This window comes from Pontibacillus salicampi (genome assembly GCF_042434395.1).
GTDB classification, from domain to species: Bacteria; Bacillota; Bacilli; order Bacillales; family BH030062; genus Pontibacillus; species Pontibacillus salicampi.
The window spans coordinates 761,319-785,160 of the sequence record NZ_JBHLTP010000003.1; the positions used below are offsets into that span (position 1 = coordinate 761,319).

Sequence of the window (23,842 nt, forward strand, 5' to 3'; positions counted from 1 at the left end):
TTAGCAAGATCTGTTGAATCAGAGAGAAATCATATAGTTTAGCTGCTGCTTCAGCAACTTAGCAAGGGCACTTGGTATTGCTTACTTACTTGGGTGGTCTGTGGTAGAGGCACTGTCATCCGCAGGTACTGCAGGCGTAGCAGCTGTAACAATTTATATTAGCAGTAAATCGGCAAAATCATTATGAAAGAAGCTATTATCTGTTAGGTAGCATCTAAATGGCGAGAGGTATTTAAAGATGGATTTAATACTATCGATTATATCTAGTCTAATTATTGTTGTGTTGTTACAACAGTTAATTGAAAACTCGAAGTTAATAAGAAGTCAAAGATTTGCGTATTATGTTTTAATTTTCATTAGCATTATACTTATAGTTATTCAATCTATATAAAATATGTAAGGTATGTAAGGAAAGTACACTTCCTCTTATTTTTTACTTTCTAATATTCTGGCATTTAGAGCGTTTAGTGGTTATTTACGAATTGTTTAGGCTTATACCATAGCTATTCTATAGCCAATTTAAATTGCGGCTGAAAGGATTCATCTCCATTGAAATAATACATTTATATCCAGATAATCCCCAAGACTCTATGGTCCTTCAACTTTCCCAACAATTAGATGAGAAACTAAATCTATACCAGCATATAGTGAACCAATTAAAACAACTATCATCGATTCCTTATCCAAAAACATTTGTAATTTAGTGAATTAGGTTTGAATATAGATATCGGAAACGTATAATAAAAAAGACCGCAGATGCTGGTAACATCACGGGTCCGTAATAGAACGTTTCCCTGCAAGGGGGATCGACATAGGATAGAAGTAATCCACCGCGAGTCTCTAGCTCAAAGGTGGATTATTTTTTTGGTTAAAAGACAGTTAACGGGACCAATAATAGTAATAATAATCCCCAACATATTTTTTGAAAACATCATTATGATGGCCATTTTTTGCAGTATAACCAATCCAACTACAAAGAAAAAAACACATAAGAATTTTTTCTTTTAGTCCTTCTCTCCTTTTAACCAAAATTCACTTTGACTTCCTTTTTTATAAATGCTAAATTGAAAATAGAATGAACGTTCTATCTAGGAGGTTTGCTTAACCATTGAGTGAAAAACGTAAACAAGTATTAAATGTTGCCGAACAACTTTTCTATGATTATGGATTTCATGGAGTAGGCTTAAAACAAATTATTAATGAAGCAAATGTAGCGACGATGACGTTATATAATCACTTTTCCTCTAAGAACAGGCTTGTAGAAGAGGCCATTAAAAACCGGGAAGAGCGGTACTGGGCATACATTGGTTCTGTATCCGAGGTCTATTCTAACGAACCATTCGTACGAATTGCGCAATTACATGGAGCATTCTTAAAAGAAGTATCCCCTCAAGGGTGTATGTTCCTGCGTGCCATTGAAGTATATCATGATACAGACAGTAACATTGCAGATATTGCCAAAAACCATAAATCAAAAGTGCTGCAGTATTTCGAGGAACTTGCTATTCGTAACAACATCAAAGATTATAAAAATTTTGCTTATGAGTTTCTTCTCATTATCGAAGGAGCTACATCCATGACCCAGATTACAGATCCAACACAAGCCACTGAACATGCAGTTACCATGACAAAAGCTCTTCAATCCCATTTCCAAATGTAAACGGCATCCTTTCGGATACCGTTTTTTCTATAAGTAAATCCTTTCACCATATAGAAGAGCTCATGGTATGAATCATACAGCTTGTGTGGTTTAAAAATTTTAAACTAGGTAGAAAGAACGTTCTATCTAGTTTTCATGAAAAAGGAGTATCATCGTTTATGAATTTTACGAGACTCGTCTTTCCTGGCGTAACCATGATTGCTGTCACATATGGATTAGCAAGGTACAGTTTTGGATTATTACTTTCTAACATTTCCGACTCGTTTCACATGTCTGATACAGTTTCTGGAATCATTTCTTCTCTATTTTACCTTTCCTTTTGTGTTACTATTATATATTCTATCGTCATAACAACCAATAAAGGGCCTAAGCCTATGATTATGCTAGCAGGTGGTTTTGCTGTTAGCGGAATGCTTATAATTAGTGCTTCCTTGAACGAATGGATGCTCGCGGCAGGAGTTCTCTTGGCTGGGGGAAGTACAGGACTCGTGTCTCCGCCGTACGGTTCGGCTATTGCCTTTTGGATAAAAGCCCCCTTACAAGGAAAAGCCAACACGTGGATAAACTCCGGTACTAGTCTAGGTATAGTCGCGACAGGAGTTGGGGCCATTTTGCTGCCACTTCATTGGCGATACACTTACGTACTGTATGCTCTTATTGCGTTACTCGTTTTATGGTGGAATTATCGGATTATCCCAAAACCTGATGATTCCTTAAAAATTCAACGCGGCATATTATCAGCAAAAGGATTAGAAGGAGCTAAATCTATGATTACCGGGGCTGTTCTAATGGGGATTTCAAGTGCATGTTTTTGGACTTTTTCCAGGAGTTTCATAGAAAGTAGCGGTGAATTTAGTACGCTCGTATTATCTTTGTTCTGGGTAACGATCGGGCTCTTCGGCATAACCAGTGGTTTAGGCGGCACCGTTATCGAACGAATTGGACTCCAATCCAGTTATACCTTATTTGCTGTGATGATGGGAGGAGCTTCGTTTCTGCTTGCCTGGGCATCTGACAGCATACCTATGGTAATAGGAGCAGCTGCGTTATTTGGCACCTCCAATCTGTTTATGTGTGGCTTGCTGATTGTCTGGGGAATCCGTGTATTCGAAAGTAATGCTTCTTTAGGTATAGGTGTACCTTTCATTATGCTTTCCTTAGGCCAAGTTATCGGATCTATCCTTGCAGGCAGTATGATTGAAGGAATTGGCTATGCAATGACGTTCGCTGTTTTTGGAGCAATCTCTATCTTAGGGTCCTTTTTAAGGACAGCCTAAAACAAAATTCGAGAAATGATAGATTCAGTTAACAAAATGCATCAACTTTCTCGAAATCAAAACGAAGCGGGTGCTATAGTTGCTATGTCTATCGCTTATATTTCTAATCTACTAAAGTCCTCGTTACTTTGCTGGAGAACAAAGCGTTCTTTGGGACGTAGTTATTAGAACACCATTGGTGGTGCTTTTAACCTGCTCCTAAAGAACGCTTTTTTGAGAGAACCATGGTAATGCAGATATTACTTCAACGAGTGATGAGGATTGGTATAGGATAACTTTGCCACATAGTGGTTATATGGAAGTAGATTCATTCTTTCTCTTTTGGATAACCTAGCATTTTCCAAGTCAAGTTGACTGTCATTGATGAGCATGGGTCTAGTGATACCAAAGTTAAAGAAGTTGATGTGCTCAATCTTCGACCTACTGCTGATTGGGATGTTAATCCTAATCCTACTAACCGATTAACAAACACCTCCTTTAGAGAAAAAGCTAGTGATCCAGAAGGAGATGCACTAGAGTTCCATTAAGAGTTTAAAAAAGCTGGTATTTTTTAAACAAAATATAACCTCGTTTTTTCTATTTTTTTACTATCGTTTTGTATTCTATAGGTAAGCATAGAAGAGGGGATGGGATTGGAATGGAAGCGTTTTTTATGGTGGTCGCGATGGCAGCATTAGGATTATCTGCATGTATATTTTTAGTCAATATCGTAATGTATGGTGTAGCGGAGTTTAAAAACAAAGCATATGTGTCCAATAAACTTGCTTTGCTATTATTGTTTGTTTATCTAGTCTCTTTCGGTGGATTCCTACTCGTTCGTAATGTTTATTAATATTGGCGGTTTGAAAGAGGTCTACCTATGTAGGTGGACCTCTTATTCCTATTTTTCTATTATTTCGTTACAGGATACTGCGGAGTAATCTCTTCTATTGGCTGTTTTGGTTTAACGGGTAATAGTACACCGATGAGTGCAATAAAGGCACAGGAGAAGAATAATGCTGTCATTCCCTTAGTTGCAATGCCGCTTATAGTAGTAAAAATAACCAAATCCAGACACGAATCCACGATGGATAGTAACGAAATCGTAGTGGCACGGACGTTAGACGGGATTATATCATTTGCTAGCTGGGCGTACACAGGGTAACGAATTGCGCTAACTAGTTTAAGCAGGATGAGCATAACTAATATGACCCAAAGTGTGTGAGTCCATATCGCAACACCACACAAACAAACGACTGCGAGAAATCCTGTTCCCCGTAAAAGTAAAACGCGATTTGTTCTCCTTGTTAACGATGCGATGAATCGTGATGCAATGAACCCTGCTATGCTTGCACAAGCATACACACCGCCAATCCAATAGACTGGAAGCCCGGCATCGACGAGCACCTTTTGATCAAATTTCTCAAAGATGGCTGTAGCAGGAATAAATACAAGGGTTATGTTTAAGAACATCCACAGTACAGCAGGGTGTTGTTTAATCGCAATACATCCATCAACAATTTGCTTCATCGGCGTCCCTTGATAGGTACCTTGGCTTGGTGGGTTCTTTATAAACAATAGCAGGATAAACTCTATACACAGAAAGGCTATGCCGAGCCCAATCAGTGTTGTGAATTGCTGGTTTGTTAAATCTCTTGCCAGAATAGCACCAATGATCACGATGAAGATGGTGACTAAAAAGGAAGCTGAAGCTATATTCCCGATGGCTTGATCCATAGAATCCTCTTCCTTTGACAGCTTGAGAGATTCGTATATTAATGCTTCATCTGCTCCACTAAAAAAAGTAGCAGCAACACCAGTTAACCCACTGCTAAGAAAGAACACCCACGGTTCGTAGGCAATAAAAAGAAGAGAATGGCTCACAATACCTAGACCAGAACCAATTAAAAAAGCACTCTTAGAACCGAAGCGATCAGCAAAGGCACCAGTTGGTAATTCACCTATTAAAACGCCTAAGCTAAAAAATGTCATTATTATTAAAATATCCGAAGACTCCAACCCACGCGCAAAATAGAACAACGTTAATACGGGTTGAATGAATCGAACACTTCCACATATTTCTGCCCAAAACAATAATCGTATGTTATGGGAGGCTAACGTATTTTTCTTCATGAAATTCCTCCTGCTTTATCTTCTATTCCGATAAAGGCAAGAGGTGAGCATAAGCGTTATGCGTTTATAGCCATTCCTCCTGCCTGTAGTGTAGTTGCTTTACCTAGTATTGTTTTTAACATGTAATAAAACCTCCTGATTAGATTCTGTACTATTGTATAATGTTTCAGACAATTTGGACAGCTTTGTTTTCTATTTATCAAAGAAAAAGCTAGATTAAAGGAAGGATACAACGAGGTGGTATCGAATAGTACGTAGGACAGGAATGGATAAAAGGGGGAGTAATATTGATCATAGAACCTATACAGGGGGATGAACAGATACCGTTAGGGCTACTTATGGAGGCCGATCCTTCTGAAAAAGCAATTATGCATTATTTACAGAAAGGTGTAGGGTATGTTGCGAAAGAAGGAGAGGATGTCGTGGGAGTATATGTATTGCTGCCAACTCGTCCTTACACGATAGAATTAGTAAATATTGCAGTAGCTTCTTTCTACAGGGGGAAGGGTATAGGGAAAAAGCTAGTCTCCCATGCCATTTCCATTTCAAGAGAAGAGGGCTATCACACAATGGAGGTAGGAACAGGAAACTCTAGTGCTGAACCACTTATGCTGTATCAAAAGTGTGGATTCCGAATCAAAGGGGTAGATATAGACTACTTCCCCAAACATTACGAGGAAAAAATTGTAGAGAATGGCATTGAATGCCGAGATATGATAAGACTAAGTCGAGAATTGAAATAATACCTGAAAAATACTTAGTAGCAACTCCAATTATTTTTAAGGGGAAGTAGTCAGTTACTAAAAAAGCTATTCCTTGGCAAATTGTCCAGTACACCAACACCGATTTTACATAAAAGCTGTTAAATAGAACATTTCCTGACTAAATAACCCTTTCCCGGCTCAATATAGTAGAGGACAACCTATAGTAGGAGTGACCCATACAGTGAATATTAACAGTACTATACTGTCAGGAGAGTTTGATGAAACGACAGAGGAGTTAACAATAGAACGTTTAAAGCATGTCGATACGGTATCCGTGTGGAACAGGAATCAGCTTCAATCTGTATATGATTATTTAAGCTCCTGTGCATCTGATAAAGAGCAGATATTAACGATTAACGACCAGATTCTCGTTCGCTTGACGCAACAAGAAATAGTACAATTAGTAGAGGAGATGGAGAAACTTCTTAGATACAAGTCAAAGGATGATAAGGAATGAGAAGAATAATTGTGTACATAGCTACTAGCATAGATGGATATATAGCAACGAAGGAGCATTCCCTAGACTGGCTTTTTGTGGAAGACCCAGAAGGGGACGCGGGGTATGACGCATTTTACAACAGTATTGATACAGTGGTAATGGGAAGTAAAACGTTTCAGTGGATAATGGAGCATGAGGGTGACAATCCATACAAAGGGAAACAAAGCTACGTGTTTACCAGTAAAACACGAGAGGATACAGAAGATGTTCAGTTTATCCAAGGCGATGCTGTCTCGTTTATGAAAAATGTACAAGCCCAAGAAGGAAAGGATATCTGGCTTGTCGGAGGCGCTTCTATCATTAAATCCCTTATGGAGCACCAACTAGTAGATGAGTTTATTATCTCTATAGCACCGATTATTATCGGAAGCGGTATCCCATTATTTCAAGAAATGAATGTAGAACAAAGAATGGAGCTCGTAGATATGAAACGATTTGGATCATTTCCGCAACTCCACTATAGAAGAAAGTGACATGGTTAAGACCTTGATTGGAAAGTACTTCTCCTTATGGTGGAAGTGCTTTTTATATATATACCATTTTTCTCTTAACAGAAAGACTACCCTCATCAAAGCGGCATCCCCTACTGAACTGGTAAGGGTAGTGTTAAGTAGAGGTAAAGTAAGTTGTTTTTATGAGCATCTTTTGAAATAATACTTGGAAGAATGTGTGATTGTTTGTTCATGTTAATAGCTAGCATGAGAATAATTTCAATAAAGGAGCTTCTCTGGATGTCCAAACGTGAAATGAACCCAAAGGTTGATGATTATGTAAGTAGAGCGGAAAACTGGAAGACAGAATTTGAGACATTGCGGATGGTTGCGCTTGATTGTGGGTTAGTGGAGGACCTAAAGTGGGGACACCCTTGCTATACATTAAATAATAAAAATGTTGTTCTCATTCATGGATTTAAGGAATATTGTGCTTTGTTGTTTTTTAAAGGTGTCCTATTAAAAGATACCGACAATTTACTTATTCAGCAAACAGAAAATGTACAAGCTGGTCGTCAAATCAGGTTTACTAATGTACAGCAGATTTACGAAAAAGAATCTACATTAAAAGAATATATTAAGGAAGCGGCTGCTGTTGAGGAAGCAGGATTAGAAGTAAATGTGGATAAGAAGGAGGAAATACCTGACGAACTGCAAACTAAATTTAATGAGATTAAAGGATTAAAAGCTGCTTTTGAAGATTTAACTCCAGGGAGACAACGCGCTTATATACTCTATTTTGCCAAAGCGAAACGGTCTGAAACTCGAGTGTCTAGAATTGAGAAATATATGAAGCACATTATGGATGGGAAAGGATTGAACGATAAATAAGCTAGTTTGTAAATATTAGTTAGTATTGTATAACATCATGTCTCCCTTTTTTCGTCAAGAAAACAGGTGCGTTAAGTTTGAACGCACCTGTTTTTGTTCTTGTCTAAATTTAGACGGCAAAATTCTTTTTCAAACGCTGGTCCAGCCATATATTCCCAAACGGTATAAAGGCAACGATAAAGGCTTGGAATACCCATGAAAACGACCAGCGTATTTTAAAGGTTGTGTAAGCAATGACGAGGCAGTACGTAATAAAAAAGAATCCGTGGATGGAGCCAACTACTGTGACGACTTCAGGCAAACCAGCGAAATATTTTAAAGGCATAGCGATTAATACTAAAAATAATAGGGAGCCGCCTTCTACCATTCCGGCTAAGCGGAAGCGATTTAGAGCATTAGATAGCATTTTGTCTTCCTCCAGTAATTGTAGTCTAGTACACCATAATCATTCTATCACAATCCTGGAGGAATGAGGATAGCCCATCTAGTGAAAGGGATTAAAAGGCTCTTCTTTTGAATTGGGTTACACCTACTCCGAAAAAGAGAAGTATGCTGCCACCAAGAACAAGAGCCATATGAACAAGGGAGACATAGAATACATTGCCTGGTTCAGACTGTGCTATGGTGAGTAAAAATGGCTGTGCCCACGGATAGTAAGGTCCATATGTAGCAGAGTTTGCAATGAGGATGGAAGGTAGTGTAAACATAACACTAATACTCATAGCACCTGCGAAGCTCTTCCATATCGATGACATCCAAAGCTGCAAGGCAATCAAAGGAAACGTTCCAATCCAGCCGCCAACAATGCCCCTTACGATCATCTCTGATGGAGGAGAACCATCTATGCCTAACATCCAGCCAATACTGAGATAAACAGCGAGCATTAGGAGTTGCATGATGCCTACAAACAGAACGGATAGTGTGAATTTACCTGCATATACTTGCCACCTCTGAATGGGCTTCGTAAGGTATTGCTTCCAATTGTTTTGATCGTGTTCAAATTTACAAAGGTAGGCGGTAATTAGACATGCCATTAATGGAAGAAATAGCTGTCCGTGCAGTAAGAACTGCCTATGATACAGTTCTGCCCATGGATAAGGGGATTCGCTTGGATTCATGGAAATGGCAAATAAGCCTGTTAGGATAGGATTGACTAAAAAAGCAATCCAGATGTTAGTTCGTTTCAGCTTATAAAGCTCAGCTCTCAGGATAGACATTAGTTCACCACATCCCTTCGTGTAAAATCAATTGTACTGATAATGGTGAGGAGTAGAGCAAGCCCAATCCCAAGCATTACACTAATAATAGGGTTTGCAAAATCTGCCTGTAAACTCGGCCAAGACAATGGGTTCCATCGTGGCATCATAGAACCGGATGTTATAAAAACAGTACAGACAACTCCAATGGTTAAGGCGATTCCTTGATTTTTGAATACAATCGCTAACCAAAGCTGTAAAACGAAAAATGGGGTAGCAGCTAGAAATGGATAAAAGCTCATACGAAAGAGGACATCTAGAGGTATGTCTGTACCAAAAGATAATAGAAGCCCCAATAACACGCTGAATAGAGCGAGTAAGACACAGGAAATAAGCAAAAGGCTGTACCCAAGCAGCCATTTAGACCAGAGCACTTGGTGCTTTCGGATGGGCTGGGCAATTAGCTGCTTCCAAGCATTTGTTTCGTGTTCAATACCTGCAAGCATGGAGGTTATAATAGCCATGCCGAGAATGATAACAGGTGGAACAAAGGCTTGAATATTCATAAGCAGTGCTCCCCAGAGATCATCTTTGTATAAGTTGGTTAAATAGTCATACCTTAAGCCAAAGTTAAGTGCCTGAAGCGCTACTGCTCCAAAGGGACCTAATAAGATTAGACCTAACATCCATTTTCGCTTTAGTTTTAATAGATCACCCTTCCATAGTTTTAGAAACATTTCCTTGACCCTCCTTCACAACCTGAAGGAATATTTCCTCTAACGATTGCGTAAGTTCCTCCACCCTATAAATGGAAATTTGATGGTGCACTAGCTTCTCAATAAGGGAAGCTACTTTTTCCTTGTCGATATTTTGTACCGTAATGGTTTCCTCTTCTCGGTCTGCCTTAAGCCCCTGGGCAAGCATTACATTCCAGGCAGCCTCTGTTTCCTTTACTTGAAATCTTATTTTAGCCTGTGCTCGCTGTCTCAGTTTCTCTATTCTATCTTGGAAAATAAGCTTTCCTTCCGATATGATCCCAACATAATCTGCCATTTGGTCTACCTCTCCTAACAAATGACTAGATATGAGTACCGTAATTCCTCGCTCATGGGCAAGTCTTTTGATTAACTGGCGAATTTCTTGTATACCGGATGGATCTAAACCGTTTGTCGGTTCATCTAAAATGAGCAGGTCTGGATCTCCTAAGAGAGCTATCGCAATGCCTAAACGCTGCTTCATACCTAGAGAATAGTTTTTCACTTTCTTTTTAGCCGCGTAGGACAAGCCCACGATGTCGAGCACTTCTTGCTTCCGTTCTTTTGGTACTTGCAAAAGTATTCGATAGACTTCCAGGTTTTCCAGAGCATTTAGATGTCCGTAGTAAGAAGGATTCTCTACCAGTGAGCCAACCTTTTTTAAAATGTCTAACCTGTATTTGGTTAAGGACTTAGAGAAGATAGTAATATCTCCTTTAGTTGGCTTGATGAGTCCTAGCAGCATTCGAATCGTAGTTGTTTTTCCTGCTCCGTTAGGACCTAGAAAGCCGTAAATAGACCCTTTAGGAACTTGTAAAGCAACTTTATCTACTGCATGCTGGTCTTTGTACGTTTTGGTTAATTGTTTTGTTTGAATAACATAATCCATTATTATCACCTCTCTTTACATAGTAAAGCAGGTTATTTAAAACAATGGTTGATGTAGTTTAAGTTCTGTTTAAAATATAGGAAAATATTAGTTAATATAGAATGGAGTACGATATAATGACGGGGGAAGTGGAGAAGGGGGAGTACTATATGTCAGCTATATTATATGTGGAAGATGATAGAGAAATAGGCAGCTGGGTAACCACAGAATTAGAGACATTAGGATACACAGTGCATTGGTTTACTTCTGATGAAGGGGTAGAGAATGTAATGGAGGATGTTCATATCGCCATATTGGATGTTATGCTGCCTGGAATTGATGGATTTACATTAGGGAAGAGAATAAAGGACAAACGAACTAATCTTCCAATTCTCATGCTCACAGCAAGAACCTCCGTAGAGGACAAGGTGCACGGCTTGCAGTTTGCTGATGATTATTTGACGAAGCCATTTCACCCAAAAGAGCTTGCTGCCCGTATTGAGGTATTGCTACGAAGATTTGATCAGGCACCTGCTGATTCCATCGATTTCAGACATCTTCTCGTTTATCCTGGAACGTATCAAATTGTGTCAAAGGAAAACGACGAAGAGATTATCCTTACAGGTAAACAGCATAAGATTTTCTTTTTTATGATTAGGCATCTAAATCAGATCCTTACCAAAGAACAAATATATGAAGGAATATGGAACGAACCATACATAGAAGGAGATAAAACGTTGATGGTGCACATGCGTCATTTACGGGAAAAGATTGAAAAAGACCCTGGCCATCCTGAAATTCTTCAAACCATTCGAGGTATAGGGTATAGGGTGAAGGGATGAAGAAAACAGGTAACCACACTCGAAGTACCTCGCTGTTACGAAAGTATATTTTCATTCTCATTGGTGCTATTTTATTATTTCCAATCTCTTTCCCTGCGGTGGGCGGTATTTTTTATCTCGTGATGGATACCTTTTATGAAGCGAAAAAGCCGGTCTATTATAACAATATCCGGTTAGAGGAAGAGGTACATCAGACCGCAAATAGGCTAGGGGGAGCTAGTAAAACGGAAATTGAACAAGAGATTAGCTTATTGAAGGAAAAATATCCTCAATCGTCCTTGTTTTGGGTGAATAACGATGACCTATTAGAAAGAACATGGGGAGAGCCAAAACACGTCAAGGAAAACTGGGACGCTACAGCTGCACTCGACTTTATGAAAAAGAGCTATTATGCTGATCCATTTACCGTTCTGGCATTTATAGGTGAGGGGCAAGATGAAGGATTTATGGTCTTCCAAATCTCGAAGGAATATTTGGGGGAGAAGATGAATCGGTATATTGAAGTATATGGAGGCTACTATTATATCGGTGGAGTAATAGCCGTTTTTGTCCTATTCTTAGTAATATCATATATCTTCTTCCATCGCATTCGAAAGAGATTAGTAGACTTACAGCAAGCCATGACCTCCAATGATATCTCAGCAATCCCTGAGCCTGTTGATGTCGGTAAGCGGGATGAAATTGGATTATTGAAAGAAACGTTTAACGACATGATTGAAACACTAAAAACGAGTCGCAAGAAGGAACAAGAAGAGGAACGACTCCGAAGAGAATTAATAGCTAACCTTTCCCATGACCTTCGTACTCCCCTTACAGTCTTAAGAGGGCAAATGTACACGATTCAACGACAAATTGAATCAGAGGAAGGGCGAAATGCTATAGCAGTTGCAGATGATAAAATAACGTATCTAAGTGAACTAATTGAGAATCTGCTATCCTATTCCTTACTTTCCTCTCATCGATATCCTTATCACGAGAAAGAAGTAAATCTGGTGCAAATCATACGAAGATGTGTTGCAGATTGGTATGCCATCTTTGAACAGCATGATTTTGAAGTAGACATTAACTTACCGGAGGAGAAAATGGTGATGAGGCTGGATCCTAAATGGCTGCAGCGCATCGTTGATAATGTATTTCAAAACGTTCTACGTCATGCAGAGGAAGGGCGTTATATGCAAGTAGGAATGAAAGAGGGAGAAAAGGCGATAACCCTTTGGATAACAGATAAAGGGCCAGGGTTCGCCGGCTCTGTTGTACATTCAGAAGGAACTGGTGTTGGTCTGCGTATTATTGCTTTAATGACGAAAGATATGAATATAGATTGGAACGTCCATTCAGACCACAATGGAAGCACTCATTACTTTGTATGGAAAAAGCCTTTTCACATTGGTGAGTCGGAGGGGAGGGGGGAAATGAGTTGATGACTCGTTCAGAGCTTGAAAGGAATCAAGTGTGGCTATATGTTGTCATGATGATTGTAGCAGTTGTGTTTGGGTTACTATTCCCTGGCTCGGCGGTAAGATTAGAATCGGTGACTTCTATCGTTATTGGTTTATTGCTGTTTAGTATGTTTTCTCAAATTCCATTTACGTCTATGAAAAAGGCGTTTAGGAATGCAGCATTTATTAAGGCTTTGCTTGTCCTTAATTTTATGATTGTACCGATTGTGGTTTGGGTGTTATCTCAGATGTTAACGGGTAATACCACATTGTTAATCGGATTCTACTTAGTGTTGCTGACTCCCTGTATTGATTACGTAATCGTTTTTACTGCCTTAGGCAGAGGGGATGAAAAGTTGGTATTAGTATCTACCCCCATTTTGTTTGTAGTACAAATGCTGCTATTACCAATGTATCTGTGGCTGTTCATGGGAAGGGATGCTTTAGCAATTGTAGAGCCTCTTCCATTTATAGAAGCATTTCTATACTTGGTGATCATTCCGCTGGGCATAGCGGTGTTATTACAACTGGGAGCGAAACGAATCACGTTCCTAACAAAAGTCTCGAGCAGCTCAGCCTGGCTTCCAGTGCCTCTAATGGCTTTAACCCTCTTTATAGTGGTGGCATCTCAAATCGTTAAATTGGAGACTTATTTAAACTACATACTTCAGGTGCTTCCATTATATATCATCTTTATGGGGATAATGCCTTTCCTGGCGAAATATGTAGCTGCATGGTTTAGATTGGAAGCTAGCGCAGGTAGAGCCCTTATTTTTAGTGGCGCCACAAGGAATTCATTGGTTGTTCTCCCACTCGCATTATCGTTTCCAGATAATGGGGATGTTGTAGCTGCAGTGATTATTACCCAGACGATTGTGGAATTGTTAAGTGAGCTAGTTTACATTCGCCTAGTTCCCAGCATAATAATTCGTGATTAAGGGCTAGCAGGTGTGAATGGAATGATATGGACCGTACATATTATGGTAGAGTGTTGCTTCTTAAAAGTCGTTACACCATTTATAAAGGACGTTTTTTGTATGGAAGAATGTTAGCTAAATGGTAAGTATTTTTCTTTTCTTCTTTCATGGATATGTAGTAGGATAGGTATGCTACGATAGGCAACGTAAGACGTTATAAAGGAGACATGATTATGGGGGAAAAGACAGAATCACAATCGTATGAATTTCTAGCAGACGATCCCAATTTCAAAGTGATGCCTGTAATGGTCTCACTCATTATAGGTGCATTCTTTGCTATATTAAATGAAACACTATTAAATATCGCTTTAACAACACTTATGGAGCGATTTTCTTTAGAGGCTCCTACCGTTCAATGGATGGCTACAGGCTTTATGCTCGTAATGGGAATCATGACTCCTATTTCCGCTCTGTTAATCCAGACATTTACTACACGTCAAATGTTTCTCGGGACTATGACCATCTTCACTATCGGTACGACTATTAGTGCTCTTGCCCCTAGCTTTACAGTTCTGCTTATGGGACGAATATTACAAGCTGTGGGTACAGGATTACTCATACCTATTATTTTTAACACCTTCCTTCTCGTTTTTCCACCCAAACGAAGAGGAGCTGTTATGGGGACCGTTGGATTGGTTATTATGTTCGCCCCGGCTATTGGACCGACATTATCAGGAATAATAGTAGAATACCTGGGTTGGAGATTTTTATTTATTACTGTCATACCATTTGCACTTTTTTCCATTGCATTTGGATATCGATATCTGCAAAATGTAGGCGATGTAACCAAGCCGCGTATTGATATTATGTCCATACTTTTATCCACAATTGGATTTGGCGGAGTAGTACTAGGGTTTAGTCTGGCAGGAGAAGGGGATGCTGGTTTTGCACAGCCGAAAGTATATGGAACAATCGTGTTAGGAATCGTTTCCTTAATCATCTTCACTCTTCGACAGCTGAAGCTAGAGGAACCTTTATTGGATGTTCGTGTATTCCGATACCCAATGTTTACTCTAGCCGTTATCCTATTTCTAATCGTCATTACATCCATGTTCTCATCTGAGATTATTCTGCCGATGTATATGCAAGGACCTCTAGGTATTGCTGCAGCGACAGCAGGATTAGTACTCTTGCCAGGAGCTTTACTTAATGGATTAATGTCACCGATTATGGGAAGGCTTTTTGACAAATTTGGACCTAGAAAATTAATGATACCAGCTACTTTTGTATTAAGTATCACCATGTTTGGCTTAAGCAGAGTGGGAGTCAACACAGAGTTATGGTATATCATTATGTGCTATATCTTTCTCATGTTATCTATCTCAGCAATTATGATGCCTGCTCAGACCAATGGCTTGAACCAATTGCCTAAGTCACTTTATCCGCATGGAACGGCCATCATGAACACGCTACAGCCAGTGGCTGGTGCAATAGGTGTTGCTGTATATATTGCAGTAATGACTTCTCGTCAGAATACCTACATCCAAAACGCAGCAAATCCACAGGCACAAAGCACAATTCAAGAAGGACTTGTATCTGGGGTGAATACTGTGTACCTTATCATTGGTGGAATAGCAGTAACTGGCTTTATCTTGTCGCTATTTATAAAGCGAGCTACCGCGGAAGACGTATCAGAAGAGCAAGAAGCAGCAACAGGATCGTAACGTATAGAAAAGCAGCACGTCCAAAGGGTAGAAGGGCGTGCTTTTTTATACATGCTCTGTGCTGAAATAAGAGTGGATAACTTCTATTTAAATGTGTCATAGTCGATATTTGATTAATCATATGGAGGGAAAAGAATGACTCGATTAATTTGCTTCGGAGATAGTATCACAGCAGGGCACGAGGGACATGAAGAACCGTTACTAACGAAAAAAATTGCAGAAGCTCTGCCTGACTATGAGATTCTGAACAAAGGGGTTTCAGGGAATAATACGAATGATGCAATACGAAGAATAGATCGAGATGTTCTATCACATAACCCTGATATTGTAACGGTGTTATTTGGAGCTAATGATGCAGCATTTCACAAAATGGTGCCGCTTTCTACATATAAGAACAATTTGAGGGAAATCGTCAGGAAGATTTATCCTAGCACGTGCGTATTGCTCACTCCAACACCAGTAGATGAAACGAAGCAGTTCAGAAGAACCAACTCCGTATTAGAAGAGTATGCCGAAGCCGTTAGCGAGGTAGCTAGGGAAATGAAATGTCCATTAATAGATGTCTTTTCCACTATGATCCGCCGTAAGGATTACCCTTATTTAGTTAAAGGTCAACAGGATGATGGTTTGCACATTGGCGAGGCCGGATATGCCGTTTTGTGTCAGCTAATCGTGCAAACTTTACGTGAGATATAAATTCACCTAATAGACTCAACATATAGGGATAAACAAAAGATGTCACATGCAACATGGAGGAGTAGGTGGATTGGAAGTGTTACCAATGTTATACATTGAAGAAAATGGCTCTAGAAAAATTGCTTGAATCATAGTACTATCAACATAGAAGGTGAAAAAATTGTCAAAATTCGTTGGATATGGGATACTCCTTCATAGGGAAATGCATATGCAGCGATATAGTCCAGACCTCATTACATACTGACATATGGAGGAGGACAATGATGATATCTAAATGGAAGAAGCAATTATTATATATATCAGAACCTTCTAAAAGGAAGGTTAGCTTTGATAAAGTAACCGCCTATTTGCCAGAACGTCAAGCGTTAGTTAGGAAGGGGAAGCGTTTCGGAAGAATTGTTACACTCATTTTCATTTTTACTGGTGTATTTTGGATTCTTGGAAATCAACTCGGCTTCGATGGTAGAGAAGATGAGTCTCAAAAGCCTCAGAATATGGAGGAGCAGGCTGCAGAATTCGAGGCGAAATCCATTGAAATGCGAAGTAAACAAGAGCTTAATGTGGCAAAACAATATTTATCTTCCGAGCATTATGATCGCTATATACTACTATTACAAAGGGTTCAAACATATCCTCCAGAATCACAACGGAGCGAAATGGATTCAAAGCGATATCAGGACATTATGGATGAGATTCATGCATTAGAAAGCAGTATAGAGCAGCGGAAGGGGAATTAGCTTGGAGAATAATCGTATGGCTAAGCGCAAGAAAAAGAGAAAGCGCAGCAGAATTTTAGTTACGCTATTATTTTTATTTCTTATTATAAGTGGCTATGTATTATATGAATATTGGGCAGGAATTCGAAGCGCCGATAGCGATGGACCAATATCAGGAGAAGAAAATTTCGATGATTTTAAAGGAGTAGCATCCCCAGAAGGTAAAACCAATGTTCTATTATTAGGGGTGGATCGCCGTGGCAACGAGACAAGTACCCGGTCGGACACGATTATGATTGCCCAGTATGATGCAGAAAATGACCAAATGAAGCTGTTATCTTTAATGAGGGACACATATGTAAACATCCCAGGGGTTGGATATAGTAAGCTGAATGCAGCCTTTGCCTATGGAGGTCCCGAATTGATGAGACAAACTATTAAAGAGAACTTTGGTGTTAACCTTGAGTACTATTCTGTCGTAGATTTCGATGGATTTAGTAATATCGTCAATACATTAGCTCCAAATGGAGTGGAAATAGAAGTGGAGAAAGACATGTATTATAAGGATTCAGCAGGAACCATCGATCTCGAGCAGGGAACTCAAACGCTAAATGGCGATGAGCTGTTAGGATATGCCCGTTTCCGTCATGACGCAAGAGGGGATTATGCAAGAGTAGAAAGACAGCAAAAGGTGATAAAGGCTTTGAAGGAAGAGGCAATGTCGATTAATGGTTTAACGAAGCTGCCTCGACTAGTTGGAACCATTCAGCCTTATATTGAAACTAATATGGGTAAAATGACAATAGCAAGCTTTGGTAAGGATTTTATCTTAAACACTCCAGGCAGCATCGAAACAAAATCTATTCCAGCTGATATCGAGCACTGGGATGGAAGAGTAAACGGAGCAGCTGTCATTATGCATAACGAAGAGGTTACCAAACAGGCCGTTCAAGAATTTTTAGAATAGAGAAAAGGACGAAATCACTTAGGGTTTCGTCCTTTTTAATTGTCTTGTGAATCATTGTTAATGGATTGGAAACAGAGGGTGGATTACTTTAATATCACTGATACCCTTTTCACAAAATCTTAAATAATAAAACCTACACATTAGTCAGGTTCTCAAAACCTGTATTTGGCATTTATTCCATGTATGAAATGGCATTATATTTTTTGAATATAAAAAGACCTTAAATATTATCATCAATGTATAAAATGATGCATATTTAAGGTCTTTTTGTTCGCGAAGTTTGTTAAAGTAAAGCCCTCGTTTGTGGAAGACTCAGTTTCGAGACTTCTGTTGAGTGGATGGGGGCTGCGAGGAATAGCTCGCTTTCCGCGGGAGCGCGGTGAGCCTCCTCGGACTCCGTCCTGTGGGGTCTCACCCTGCACTTTATAACGCGTTTATTTATACACCTTGACTAATAAACATGTTGCCAAAACCTACAAAGAATAAATGCCATATATATCTCAAAACCAGTGCCTAGAAATTGTTTCGAGGTTTATTCTGGTGGATAAATTAAAATGACCTTACAAAGAAAGTGCCTAGAGGCATTGCTCCAGGCACTTGTTTATCTTACATATTAATAACAGTTACTTTGTCACGAACAACAGATTGAAGACTCTCACGGATACCTTGTACACCAAGCCCGGATGCTTTTACACCTAGGAACGGGAAGTGGTCTGGGCCACGCTCTGTTTTGGCGTTTAGCTGAACAGAACCTACTTCGAGTTTCTGCGCAATATCCATAGCTGTATCCATGTCAGTGGAGAATACAGATGCCTGCAGACCATACTCAGATTCATTAGCAAGACGAACTGCTTCCTCCTGGCTGGATACCCGAATAATTGGCAGGATAGGTCCGAAAGGCTCTTCCCACGCTACTTTCATATCGCTTGTTACGTTGTCTAACAGAGTAGGGTGAAGTAAATTACCTTCCCGTTTGTCTCCCACAACGACTGTTGCTCCTTTTTCCTTCGCGTCATCAATTAGGCTTTGAACATAATCCGCGCTCTTATTATCGATAAGTGGAGTAATGGTGGCGTCATCCTCCGGCATACCAACGGACAGTTCACTTACTTGATCTGAAATCTTCTTCACAAGCTCATCTGCTACCTCATGTTGAACCAGCACACGCTTAATGGCTGTACAACGCTGTCCAGAATAGCTGTAAGCACCAGCAACAATTTCTTTTGCTGCTTTATTTAGATCCGCATCACCCATAACAATCGCTGGGTCTTTACCACCAAGCTCTAGTACTAATGGAATCATAGAAGCAAGCTCTGCAATATGTCGGCCTGTCGCAGTTCCACCTGTGAAGGAAATCATATCTACTTCTGGATGCTGTACCAGGAAGTCACCGATTACGGAACCGCGGCCAGTTGCAAGCGTAACAAGTTCACTTGGCATGCCAGCATCTACAAGCGCTTGAACTAATTTAATTCCACTAATTGCACCTTGAGTTGCAGGTTTAAAGATTACACTGTTCCCTTGCATAAGAGCAGGTGCGATTTTAGACGCAGACAGGTTGACAGGGTAATTAAATGGCCCAATCGCTAATACAGTACCTAGCGGGGTCTTTTCTGCAAGGCCAATTTTATTTGGGTTCCCGCCTTTGAATCCGTCACCGCGTTTTACTTCTCCATTAAGGCGGTATGCTTCTTCGACAGTATAGCGAATGTATTCTGCTGTACGAGTAACCTCAGAAATTGCAGAGCTTCTTTTCTTTGCAACTTCCAGCATAATTGCTTCGCCAATTTCTTCTTTGCGTTCTTCTAGTATGTCTGCCCATTTTTTTAAGATGTCTCCACGAGCTTGGATAGATTGCTCTGCCCAGCTTACTTGTGCTTCAACTGTTTTCTTAATGGATGCATCCAGCTCTTCCTGAGATAGAGAAGGAACTTGTCCAATTAGTTCACCTTTATGTGGGGATTTAATGTCTATTGTTTTCCCAGATTCACTTACGTTCCATTCGCCGTGAATTAGTGTCTTTACTGTTTGATCTGTACTCATTGTCATGTATAAAAACTCCTTTATGGTTACTAAGTGGTTTAGGAAGTAAAAAATCTTAATATCAATAATAGAAGTGTTGCTTTGTGATAACTATTGTATGACTGTATTCGATATTTTGCAAAAGAAAAACATTATAACATAATGAAAGGGCTTAAGTAAGCGTTTTATTGTAAAAATATAAAAATTTTGATAGATAATTGCTGGTTAATAACATTCAAGATAAAGGGATATATAAACGCGTTTTGGAGTTAAATTATAATACTGGTTTAGTTTGTGCGTGTTCTGCACAAATAAGAGGTGGGAAATCATAGAGGTTTTGACGAATGGAAGGTTATGGAATAAAATGGTATTAAACATAAAAAGGGGAGGGCATAAAATGGAGTGGCTGTTTCCGATACTATTTTTGGTCAGCTTCCTTATTATTTCGTTACTAAAAATCAATAGTAATAATAAGCAGAGAGATAGCGGTGGAGTTATAGCAATTGCACTAAGCATTGTTTTTATTATTACGGTTGGCATCGTTGCTTTCATGTAAAGTGTACATAATAAAAAGGAACGAAGCACTTGGTTGCTTTCGTTCCTTTATTATTGAATGGCCTCAGCCTGGACTATATACCGTTTCGGAGCGTCACCGATAAATTGAAACGGATAGCACGTTGTTAAAGTGAGCGTGGAGGTTTCTTTATCGACAATGACGGATAAATCATCGGCATCGGTTTTCCATATGTCTTGTACTTTGTAGGAGATAGAACTGCCTTGATAAGAGACATCGATAACATCCCCCATTTCAATTTCTCCTAGCTTATAAAATGTCGTATCTCTGTGACCACTCAAAACTGTATGACCGGTATGACGATTCGGAACAGAGGTCCATTTGCTGTCATACATACCAACCCCCTTTTGAAGAACTTTTTCACTAGTACCCCAATATACAGAAAATTGTTGTCCGATGGACGGAATGGATAAGGTAGCTATATCTTTTCCATCCTTAGTGTCATAGTCAAGGGTACTTGTAGGATAGGAAGGTGTATGTTCTTTCTTATTTAGGGTTTCTTTTTTCGTACTATTTACTGATGATGCATGGGATGTGTCAGAAGGACTACTTTCTGACTTATCAGCGACTGGAATAGCGGTGACAGAGCTAGAGCTTTCCCACCATTGATATGCATTCCAGCTAATGAAAAAAATACCTATAAGTATAAGACCTACCTCAATGTATTTCATCTATCTCACCTGCTTTCTGAAGGAGAAAGAGCTTTGGACAGGATGTACCTGTCCAAAGTCAGGGGATGTTTATCATCCTTTATTGGAAGCGTCTACGGAACGTAAATATTGATCCACCTAATACGACCAATGCCAAGCCGACTAATGCATTTGTTGCGTAATTGGATGCTGTATCCGGCATTTCTCCACCTTCTTCGTCAGCATTTGTACTGTCATCAGAAGAAGCATTATCTTCTGACCCTTCCATGCTCTCATCAGAAGAAGTATTATCAGAGCCGGCATCTTCGCCACCTGGCAGGCTTTCGCATGGGATGCCGTCACTATCACGGTCTAAATCTTCAGGGTCGTTGTCTTTTGAATAGCCATGGTTATCCCAATGCTGTTTGGCTTCATCATATGTACTAAAATCTTCAGTACAATTATAATCCGTACCATGCTCTGCACTAGCAATAGAGAAGCCGCCCAATGACATACCTAAACCTAACACTCCAGCTAACACAAATTGAAACAGTCTTTTCATCAAAAGTCCCCTTTCTTTATTTGTACCATCCCCTATTACACTTTGCATTTTAGGGGATAATTGGAAATATGTAAACCATAAAAAGAAAGAAAAATCTGAAAATAATTTTGTGTTAGTTCATAAATGTTACGATGGTATTAGGCAAACATAATGTACGATAGCTTCATAAGTGTAAAAGTTAGGAGTGTTTCCATGAATCGTCTTCAATATGAAAAATCTCCATATTTACTGCAGCATAAGGACAATCCAGTTGATTGGTATCCATGGGGGGAAGAAGCTTTCGAAAAGGCTAAGGAGGAAGGGAAGCCAATTTTTCTTTCCATTGGTTATTCCACCTGTCATTGGTGCCATGTCATGGCCCATGAATCATTCGAGGATCCGGAAACGGCTAAACTGTTAAATGAGTGCTTTGTTTCTATTAAGGTAGACCGCGAGGAGCGCCCGGATGTGGATTCAATTTATATGCGTGTATGTCAAATGTTGAATCAGCAAGGGGGATGGCCGCTTAGTGTTTTCTTGACCCCTGAGCAAAAACCATTCTATGCTGGTACCTATTTTCCGAAGCAGAGTATGCACGGTATCCCTAGCTTTTCAATGGTCATTACGCAATTATATGAGCAGTACAAGCAGGATCCAGATAAAATAACGAGAGCTTCTAATCAAATTACGAAGGTGCTCAATATGCAGTATGAAGTCGATCAAGCGCATCGCTTGGATCGAGATGTACTGCATCAGGTATTTGAGCAGCTGCAGCAATCATTTGATGATGCCTTTGGAGGTTTTGGTGGAGCGCCTAAGTTTCCAAGACCCCACATGATGATGTTTCTGTTTCGTTATTATCATTGGACAGGTGAGGAGAAAGCCTTGAGCTTCGCGCTGGAAACACTGGACAGTATAGCTGCTGGAGGTATCCATGATCATGTTGGTAAAGGGTTTGCACGTTATGCTGTGGATGAGAAGTGGCTCGTGCCTCATTTTGAAAAGATGCTGTATGACAATGCTATGCTGCTTATGGCTTATACGGAGGCTTATCAAGTAACAGGCAATGAGCGCTATCGGAAAATTTGTGAAGGAGTCGTCTCCTTTCTAGACCGAGAGATGACAAACGAAGCAGGTGCCTTTTATTCTGCCATTGATGCAGATTCAGAAGGGCAAGAAGGGAAGTATTACACATGGTCCTTCGAGGAGGTCTATGACATTCTTGGAGAATCACTAGGTGACTTATTTACAGACGTTTATCAAATGACTCCTCATGGTAATTTTGAAGGGAATAACATTCCTCACTTAATTAACGTGGACATAGTAAGCTATGCAGATCGATATGGTTTAGACCCGCATGAGTTGGACAGCAAGTTAGAAGAAGGCAGGGTACAATTGCTAGCAAAAAGGGAAGAGCGAGTGTACCCGCATGTAGATGACAAAATCCTGACGTCTTGGAATAGCTTGACAATTGCTGCATTAGCGAAAGCAGGGCGTGTCTTTCATCAGTCTAACTATCTTGCTAAAGCTAAACAAGCTATACAGTTTATTGAGTCTAACTTGGTTGTCGAGCAACGGCTAATGAAGCGGTATCGTGAGGGGGAAGTCAAACATAAAGGGTTTTTGGATGACTATGCCTTTCTCGCTTGGGCGTATGTTGAAATGTATGAAGCGACCTTCGAGCCAGAGTATTTACAGAGCGCACAGCATACGGTTCAAGAAATGGAGAAATGGTTTTTTGACGAAGCAAATGGAGGGTACTTTTTTTCAGGGTCAGACGATAGAGAACTGATTGCGAAGGATAAGGAAGCCCAGGATGGAGCATTACCTTCTGCTAATAGTGTGGCAGCTATGGTATTACAGAAAATGGCCCGCTTAACAGGGGATGTCGTTTTTCAAGAAAAAGCTACCTCTATGCTCGCTACCTTTAAAAAGGATGTAGAAGCATACCCTGCTGGTTTTACCATGTTTCTGCATAGTCTGTTACAAGAAGAAGCTCCCGCTAAGGAACTTGTATTTGTAGGGAAGAGTGTAGAATCTGACGAAGTAGTGCAGCACCTTCAGTCTCATTTTCACCCTTTTGATGCCATAATCTATACAAATAACCCAGCTCACCTAAAAGACTTGGCACCGTACTTGAAAGACTATCAGCAGATCGATGCACAGCCTTCCTTATATATATGTGAACAGTTTACCTGTCAGCAGCCGACAACAAAATTATGGGAAGCAGTAGAGCAGCTCTATCATAAATAAACCTATTATCGAGAGATAGTGGAAGACTGAGCCTCCAATAAAATACTTTATCAGAGCCAATAGTAATGC

Annotated in this window: 25 protein-coding genes; 17 read left to right on the forward strand and 8 right to left on the reverse strand. The window is 39.8% G+C overall.

Annotated features, from left to right (window positions below):
- The first annotated feature begins 1,108 nt into the window (after positions 1-1,108).
- From ACFFGV_RS05300 to ACFFGV_RS05315, 4 genes are all read left to right on the forward strand, one after another.
- Positions 1,109-1,660 (forward strand): TetR/AcrR family transcriptional regulator, encoded by a 552-nt coding sequence (locus ACFFGV_RS05300; protein ID WP_377345552.1) that lies wholly within the window; start codon positions 1,109-1,111, stop codon positions 1,658-1,660.
- Positions 1,661-1,818: 158 nt separating this feature from the next.
- Complete coding sequence (locus ACFFGV_RS05305) at positions 1,819-2,937, forward strand: MFS transporter (protein ID WP_377345553.1); 1,119 nt, start codon at positions 1,819-1,821, stop codon at positions 2,935-2,937.
- A 350-nt stretch (positions 2,938-3,287) separates the two neighbouring features.
- Positions 3,288-3,464 (forward strand): hypothetical protein, encoded by a 177-nt coding sequence (locus tag ACFFGV_RS05310; RefSeq protein WP_377345554.1) that lies wholly within the window; start codon positions 3,288-3,290, stop codon positions 3,462-3,464.
- Positions 3,465-3,574: 110 nt separating this feature from the next.
- Positions 3,575-3,769 carry a hypothetical protein gene (locus tag ACFFGV_RS05315; protein ID WP_377345555.1) on the forward strand — a complete coding sequence of 65 codons (195 nt, stop codon included), beginning with the start codon at positions 3,575-3,577 and terminating at the stop codon, positions 3,767-3,769.
- Positions 3,770-3,828: 59 nt separating this feature from the next.
- On the opposite strand, the gene ACFFGV_RS05320 is transcribed toward ACFFGV_RS05315, so the two are convergent.
- Entirely contained in the window at positions 3,829-5,049 is a 1,221-nt protein-coding gene (locus tag ACFFGV_RS05320) for an MFS transporter (protein WP_377345556.1), read from the reverse strand.
- A gap of 338 nt (positions 5,050-5,387) precedes the next feature.
- On the opposite strand from ACFFGV_RS05320, the gene ACFFGV_RS05325 reads away from it, so the two are divergent.
- From ACFFGV_RS05325 to ACFFGV_RS05340, 4 genes are all read left to right on the forward strand, one after another.
- Positions 5,388-5,792 (forward strand): GNAT family N-acetyltransferase, encoded by a 405-nt coding sequence (locus ACFFGV_RS05325; protein WP_377345868.1) that lies wholly within the window; start codon positions 5,388-5,390, stop codon positions 5,790-5,792.
- A gap of 202 nt (positions 5,793-5,994) precedes the next feature.
- Positions 5,995-6,270, forward strand: coding sequence for a hypothetical protein (locus ACFFGV_RS05330; RefSeq protein WP_377345557.1), 276 nt, complete (start codon positions 5,995-5,997; stop codon positions 6,268-6,270).
- Positions 6,267-6,785, forward strand: a complete 519-nt coding sequence (locus ACFFGV_RS05335; RefSeq protein WP_377345558.1) for a dihydrofolate reductase family protein — start codon at positions 6,267-6,269, stop codon at positions 6,783-6,785. Before ACFFGV_RS05330 ends, ACFFGV_RS05335 begins: the two co-directional genes overlap by 4 nt.
- Before the next feature lie 258 nt (positions 6,786-7,043).
- Positions 7,044-7,634: a YdeI/OmpD-associated family protein gene (locus ACFFGV_RS05340; protein ID WP_377345559.1), complete on the forward strand. Its 591-nt coding sequence runs from the start codon at positions 7,044-7,046 to the stop codon at positions 7,632-7,634.
- Positions 7,635-7,743: 109 nt separating this feature from the next.
- Here the strand turns inward: ACFFGV_RS05340 and ACFFGV_RS05345 are convergent, their stop codons facing one another.
- The 4 genes from ACFFGV_RS05345 to ACFFGV_RS05360 form a co-directional block, all read right to left on the reverse strand.
- Positions 7,744-8,040, reverse strand: coding sequence for a DUF3817 domain-containing protein (locus tag ACFFGV_RS05345; protein ID WP_377345560.1), 297 nt, complete (start codon positions 8,038-8,040; stop codon positions 7,744-7,746).
- A 91-nt stretch (positions 8,041-8,131) separates the two neighbouring features.
- The gene (locus ACFFGV_RS05350; RefSeq protein ID WP_377345561.1) at positions 8,132-8,851 is read right to left on the reverse strand and encodes an ABC transporter permease; all 720 of its coding nucleotides are present in this window, start codon (positions 8,849-8,851) and stop codon (positions 8,132-8,134) included.
- Entirely contained in the window at positions 8,851-9,567 is a 717-nt protein-coding gene (locus ACFFGV_RS05355) for an ABC transporter permease (RefSeq protein WP_377345562.1), read from the reverse strand. Before ACFFGV_RS05355 ends, ACFFGV_RS05350 begins: the two co-directional genes overlap by 1 nt.
- Positions 9,542-10,474, reverse strand: a complete 933-nt coding sequence (locus ACFFGV_RS05360) for an ABC transporter ATP-binding protein (protein WP_377345563.1) — start codon at positions 10,472-10,474, stop codon at positions 9,542-9,544. Before ACFFGV_RS05360 ends, ACFFGV_RS05355 begins: the two co-directional genes overlap by 26 nt.
- Before the next feature lie 149 nt (positions 10,475-10,623).
- On the opposite strand from ACFFGV_RS05360, the gene ACFFGV_RS05365 reads away from it, so the two are divergent.
- From ACFFGV_RS05365 to ACFFGV_RS05395, 7 genes are all read left to right on the forward strand, one after another.
- A complete protein-coding gene (locus ACFFGV_RS05365) occupies positions 10,624-11,295 on the forward strand; it encodes a response regulator transcription factor (protein WP_377345564.1) in 672 nt (223 codons plus the stop codon).
- Positions 11,292-12,716: a HAMP domain-containing sensor histidine kinase gene (locus ACFFGV_RS05370; protein ID WP_377345565.1), complete on the forward strand. Its 1,425-nt coding sequence runs from the start codon at positions 11,292-11,294 to the stop codon at positions 12,714-12,716. The genes ACFFGV_RS05365 and ACFFGV_RS05370 overlap by 4 nt, the downstream gene beginning before the upstream one ends.
- The gene (locus ACFFGV_RS05375) at positions 12,713-13,672 is read left to right on the forward strand and encodes an arsenic resistance protein (protein WP_377345566.1); all 960 of its coding nucleotides are present in this window, start codon (positions 12,713-12,715) and stop codon (positions 13,670-13,672) included. Before ACFFGV_RS05370 ends, ACFFGV_RS05375 begins: the two co-directional genes overlap by 4 nt.
- Before the next feature lie 212 nt (positions 13,673-13,884).
- The gene (locus tag ACFFGV_RS05380; protein ID WP_377345567.1) at positions 13,885-15,375 is read left to right on the forward strand and encodes an MDR family MFS transporter; all 1,491 of its coding nucleotides are present in this window, start codon (positions 13,885-13,887) and stop codon (positions 15,373-15,375) included.
- 135 nt (positions 15,376-15,510) lie between these two features.
- Positions 15,511-16,071: an SGNH/GDSL hydrolase family protein gene (locus ACFFGV_RS05385; RefSeq protein ID WP_377345568.1), complete on the forward strand. Its 561-nt coding sequence runs from the start codon at positions 15,511-15,513 to the stop codon at positions 16,069-16,071.
- Between the two features lie 260 nt (positions 16,072-16,331).
- Positions 16,332-16,808, forward strand: coding sequence for a hypothetical protein (locus ACFFGV_RS05390; RefSeq protein ID WP_377345569.1), 477 nt, complete (start codon positions 16,332-16,334; stop codon positions 16,806-16,808).
- Position 16,809: 1 nt separating this feature from the next.
- Entirely contained in the window at positions 16,810-17,754 is a 945-nt protein-coding gene (locus ACFFGV_RS05395) for an LCP family protein (RefSeq protein WP_377345570.1), read from the forward strand.
- Positions 17,755-18,360: 606 nt separating this feature from the next.
- Here the strand turns inward: ACFFGV_RS05395 and ACFFGV_RS05400 are convergent.
- Complete coding sequence (locus tag ACFFGV_RS05400) at positions 18,361-19,797, reverse strand: NADP-dependent glyceraldehyde-3-phosphate dehydrogenase (protein ID WP_377345870.1); 1,437 nt, start codon at positions 19,795-19,797, stop codon at positions 18,361-18,363.
- Between the two features lie 376 nt (positions 19,798-20,173).
- On the opposite strand from ACFFGV_RS05400, the gene ACFFGV_RS05405 reads away from it, so the two are divergent.
- Positions 20,174-20,332, forward strand: coding sequence for a hypothetical protein (locus ACFFGV_RS05405; protein WP_377345571.1), 159 nt, complete (start codon positions 20,174-20,176; stop codon positions 20,330-20,332).
- 50 nt (positions 20,333-20,382) lie between these two features.
- Here the strand turns inward: ACFFGV_RS05405 and srtD are convergent, their stop codons facing one another.
- A complete protein-coding gene (gene srtD, locus ACFFGV_RS05410) occupies positions 20,383-21,021 on the reverse strand; it encodes a class D sortase, LPxTATN-specific (RefSeq protein WP_377345572.1) in 639 nt (212 codons plus the stop codon).
- A gap of 79 nt (positions 21,022-21,100) precedes the next feature.
- A complete protein-coding gene (locus tag ACFFGV_RS05415; RefSeq protein WP_377345573.1) occupies positions 21,101-21,541 on the reverse strand; it encodes an excalibur calcium-binding domain-containing protein in 441 nt (146 codons plus the stop codon).
- A gap of 192 nt (positions 21,542-21,733) precedes the next feature.
- Between ACFFGV_RS05415 and ACFFGV_RS05420 the strand changes: the two genes are divergently transcribed.
- Positions 21,734-23,773 carry a thioredoxin domain-containing protein gene (locus ACFFGV_RS05420; RefSeq protein WP_377345574.1) on the forward strand — a complete coding sequence of 680 codons (2,040 nt, stop codon included), beginning with the start codon at positions 21,734-21,736 and terminating at the stop codon, positions 23,771-23,773.
- The last annotated feature ends 69 nt before the right edge of the window (positions 23,774-23,842 follow it).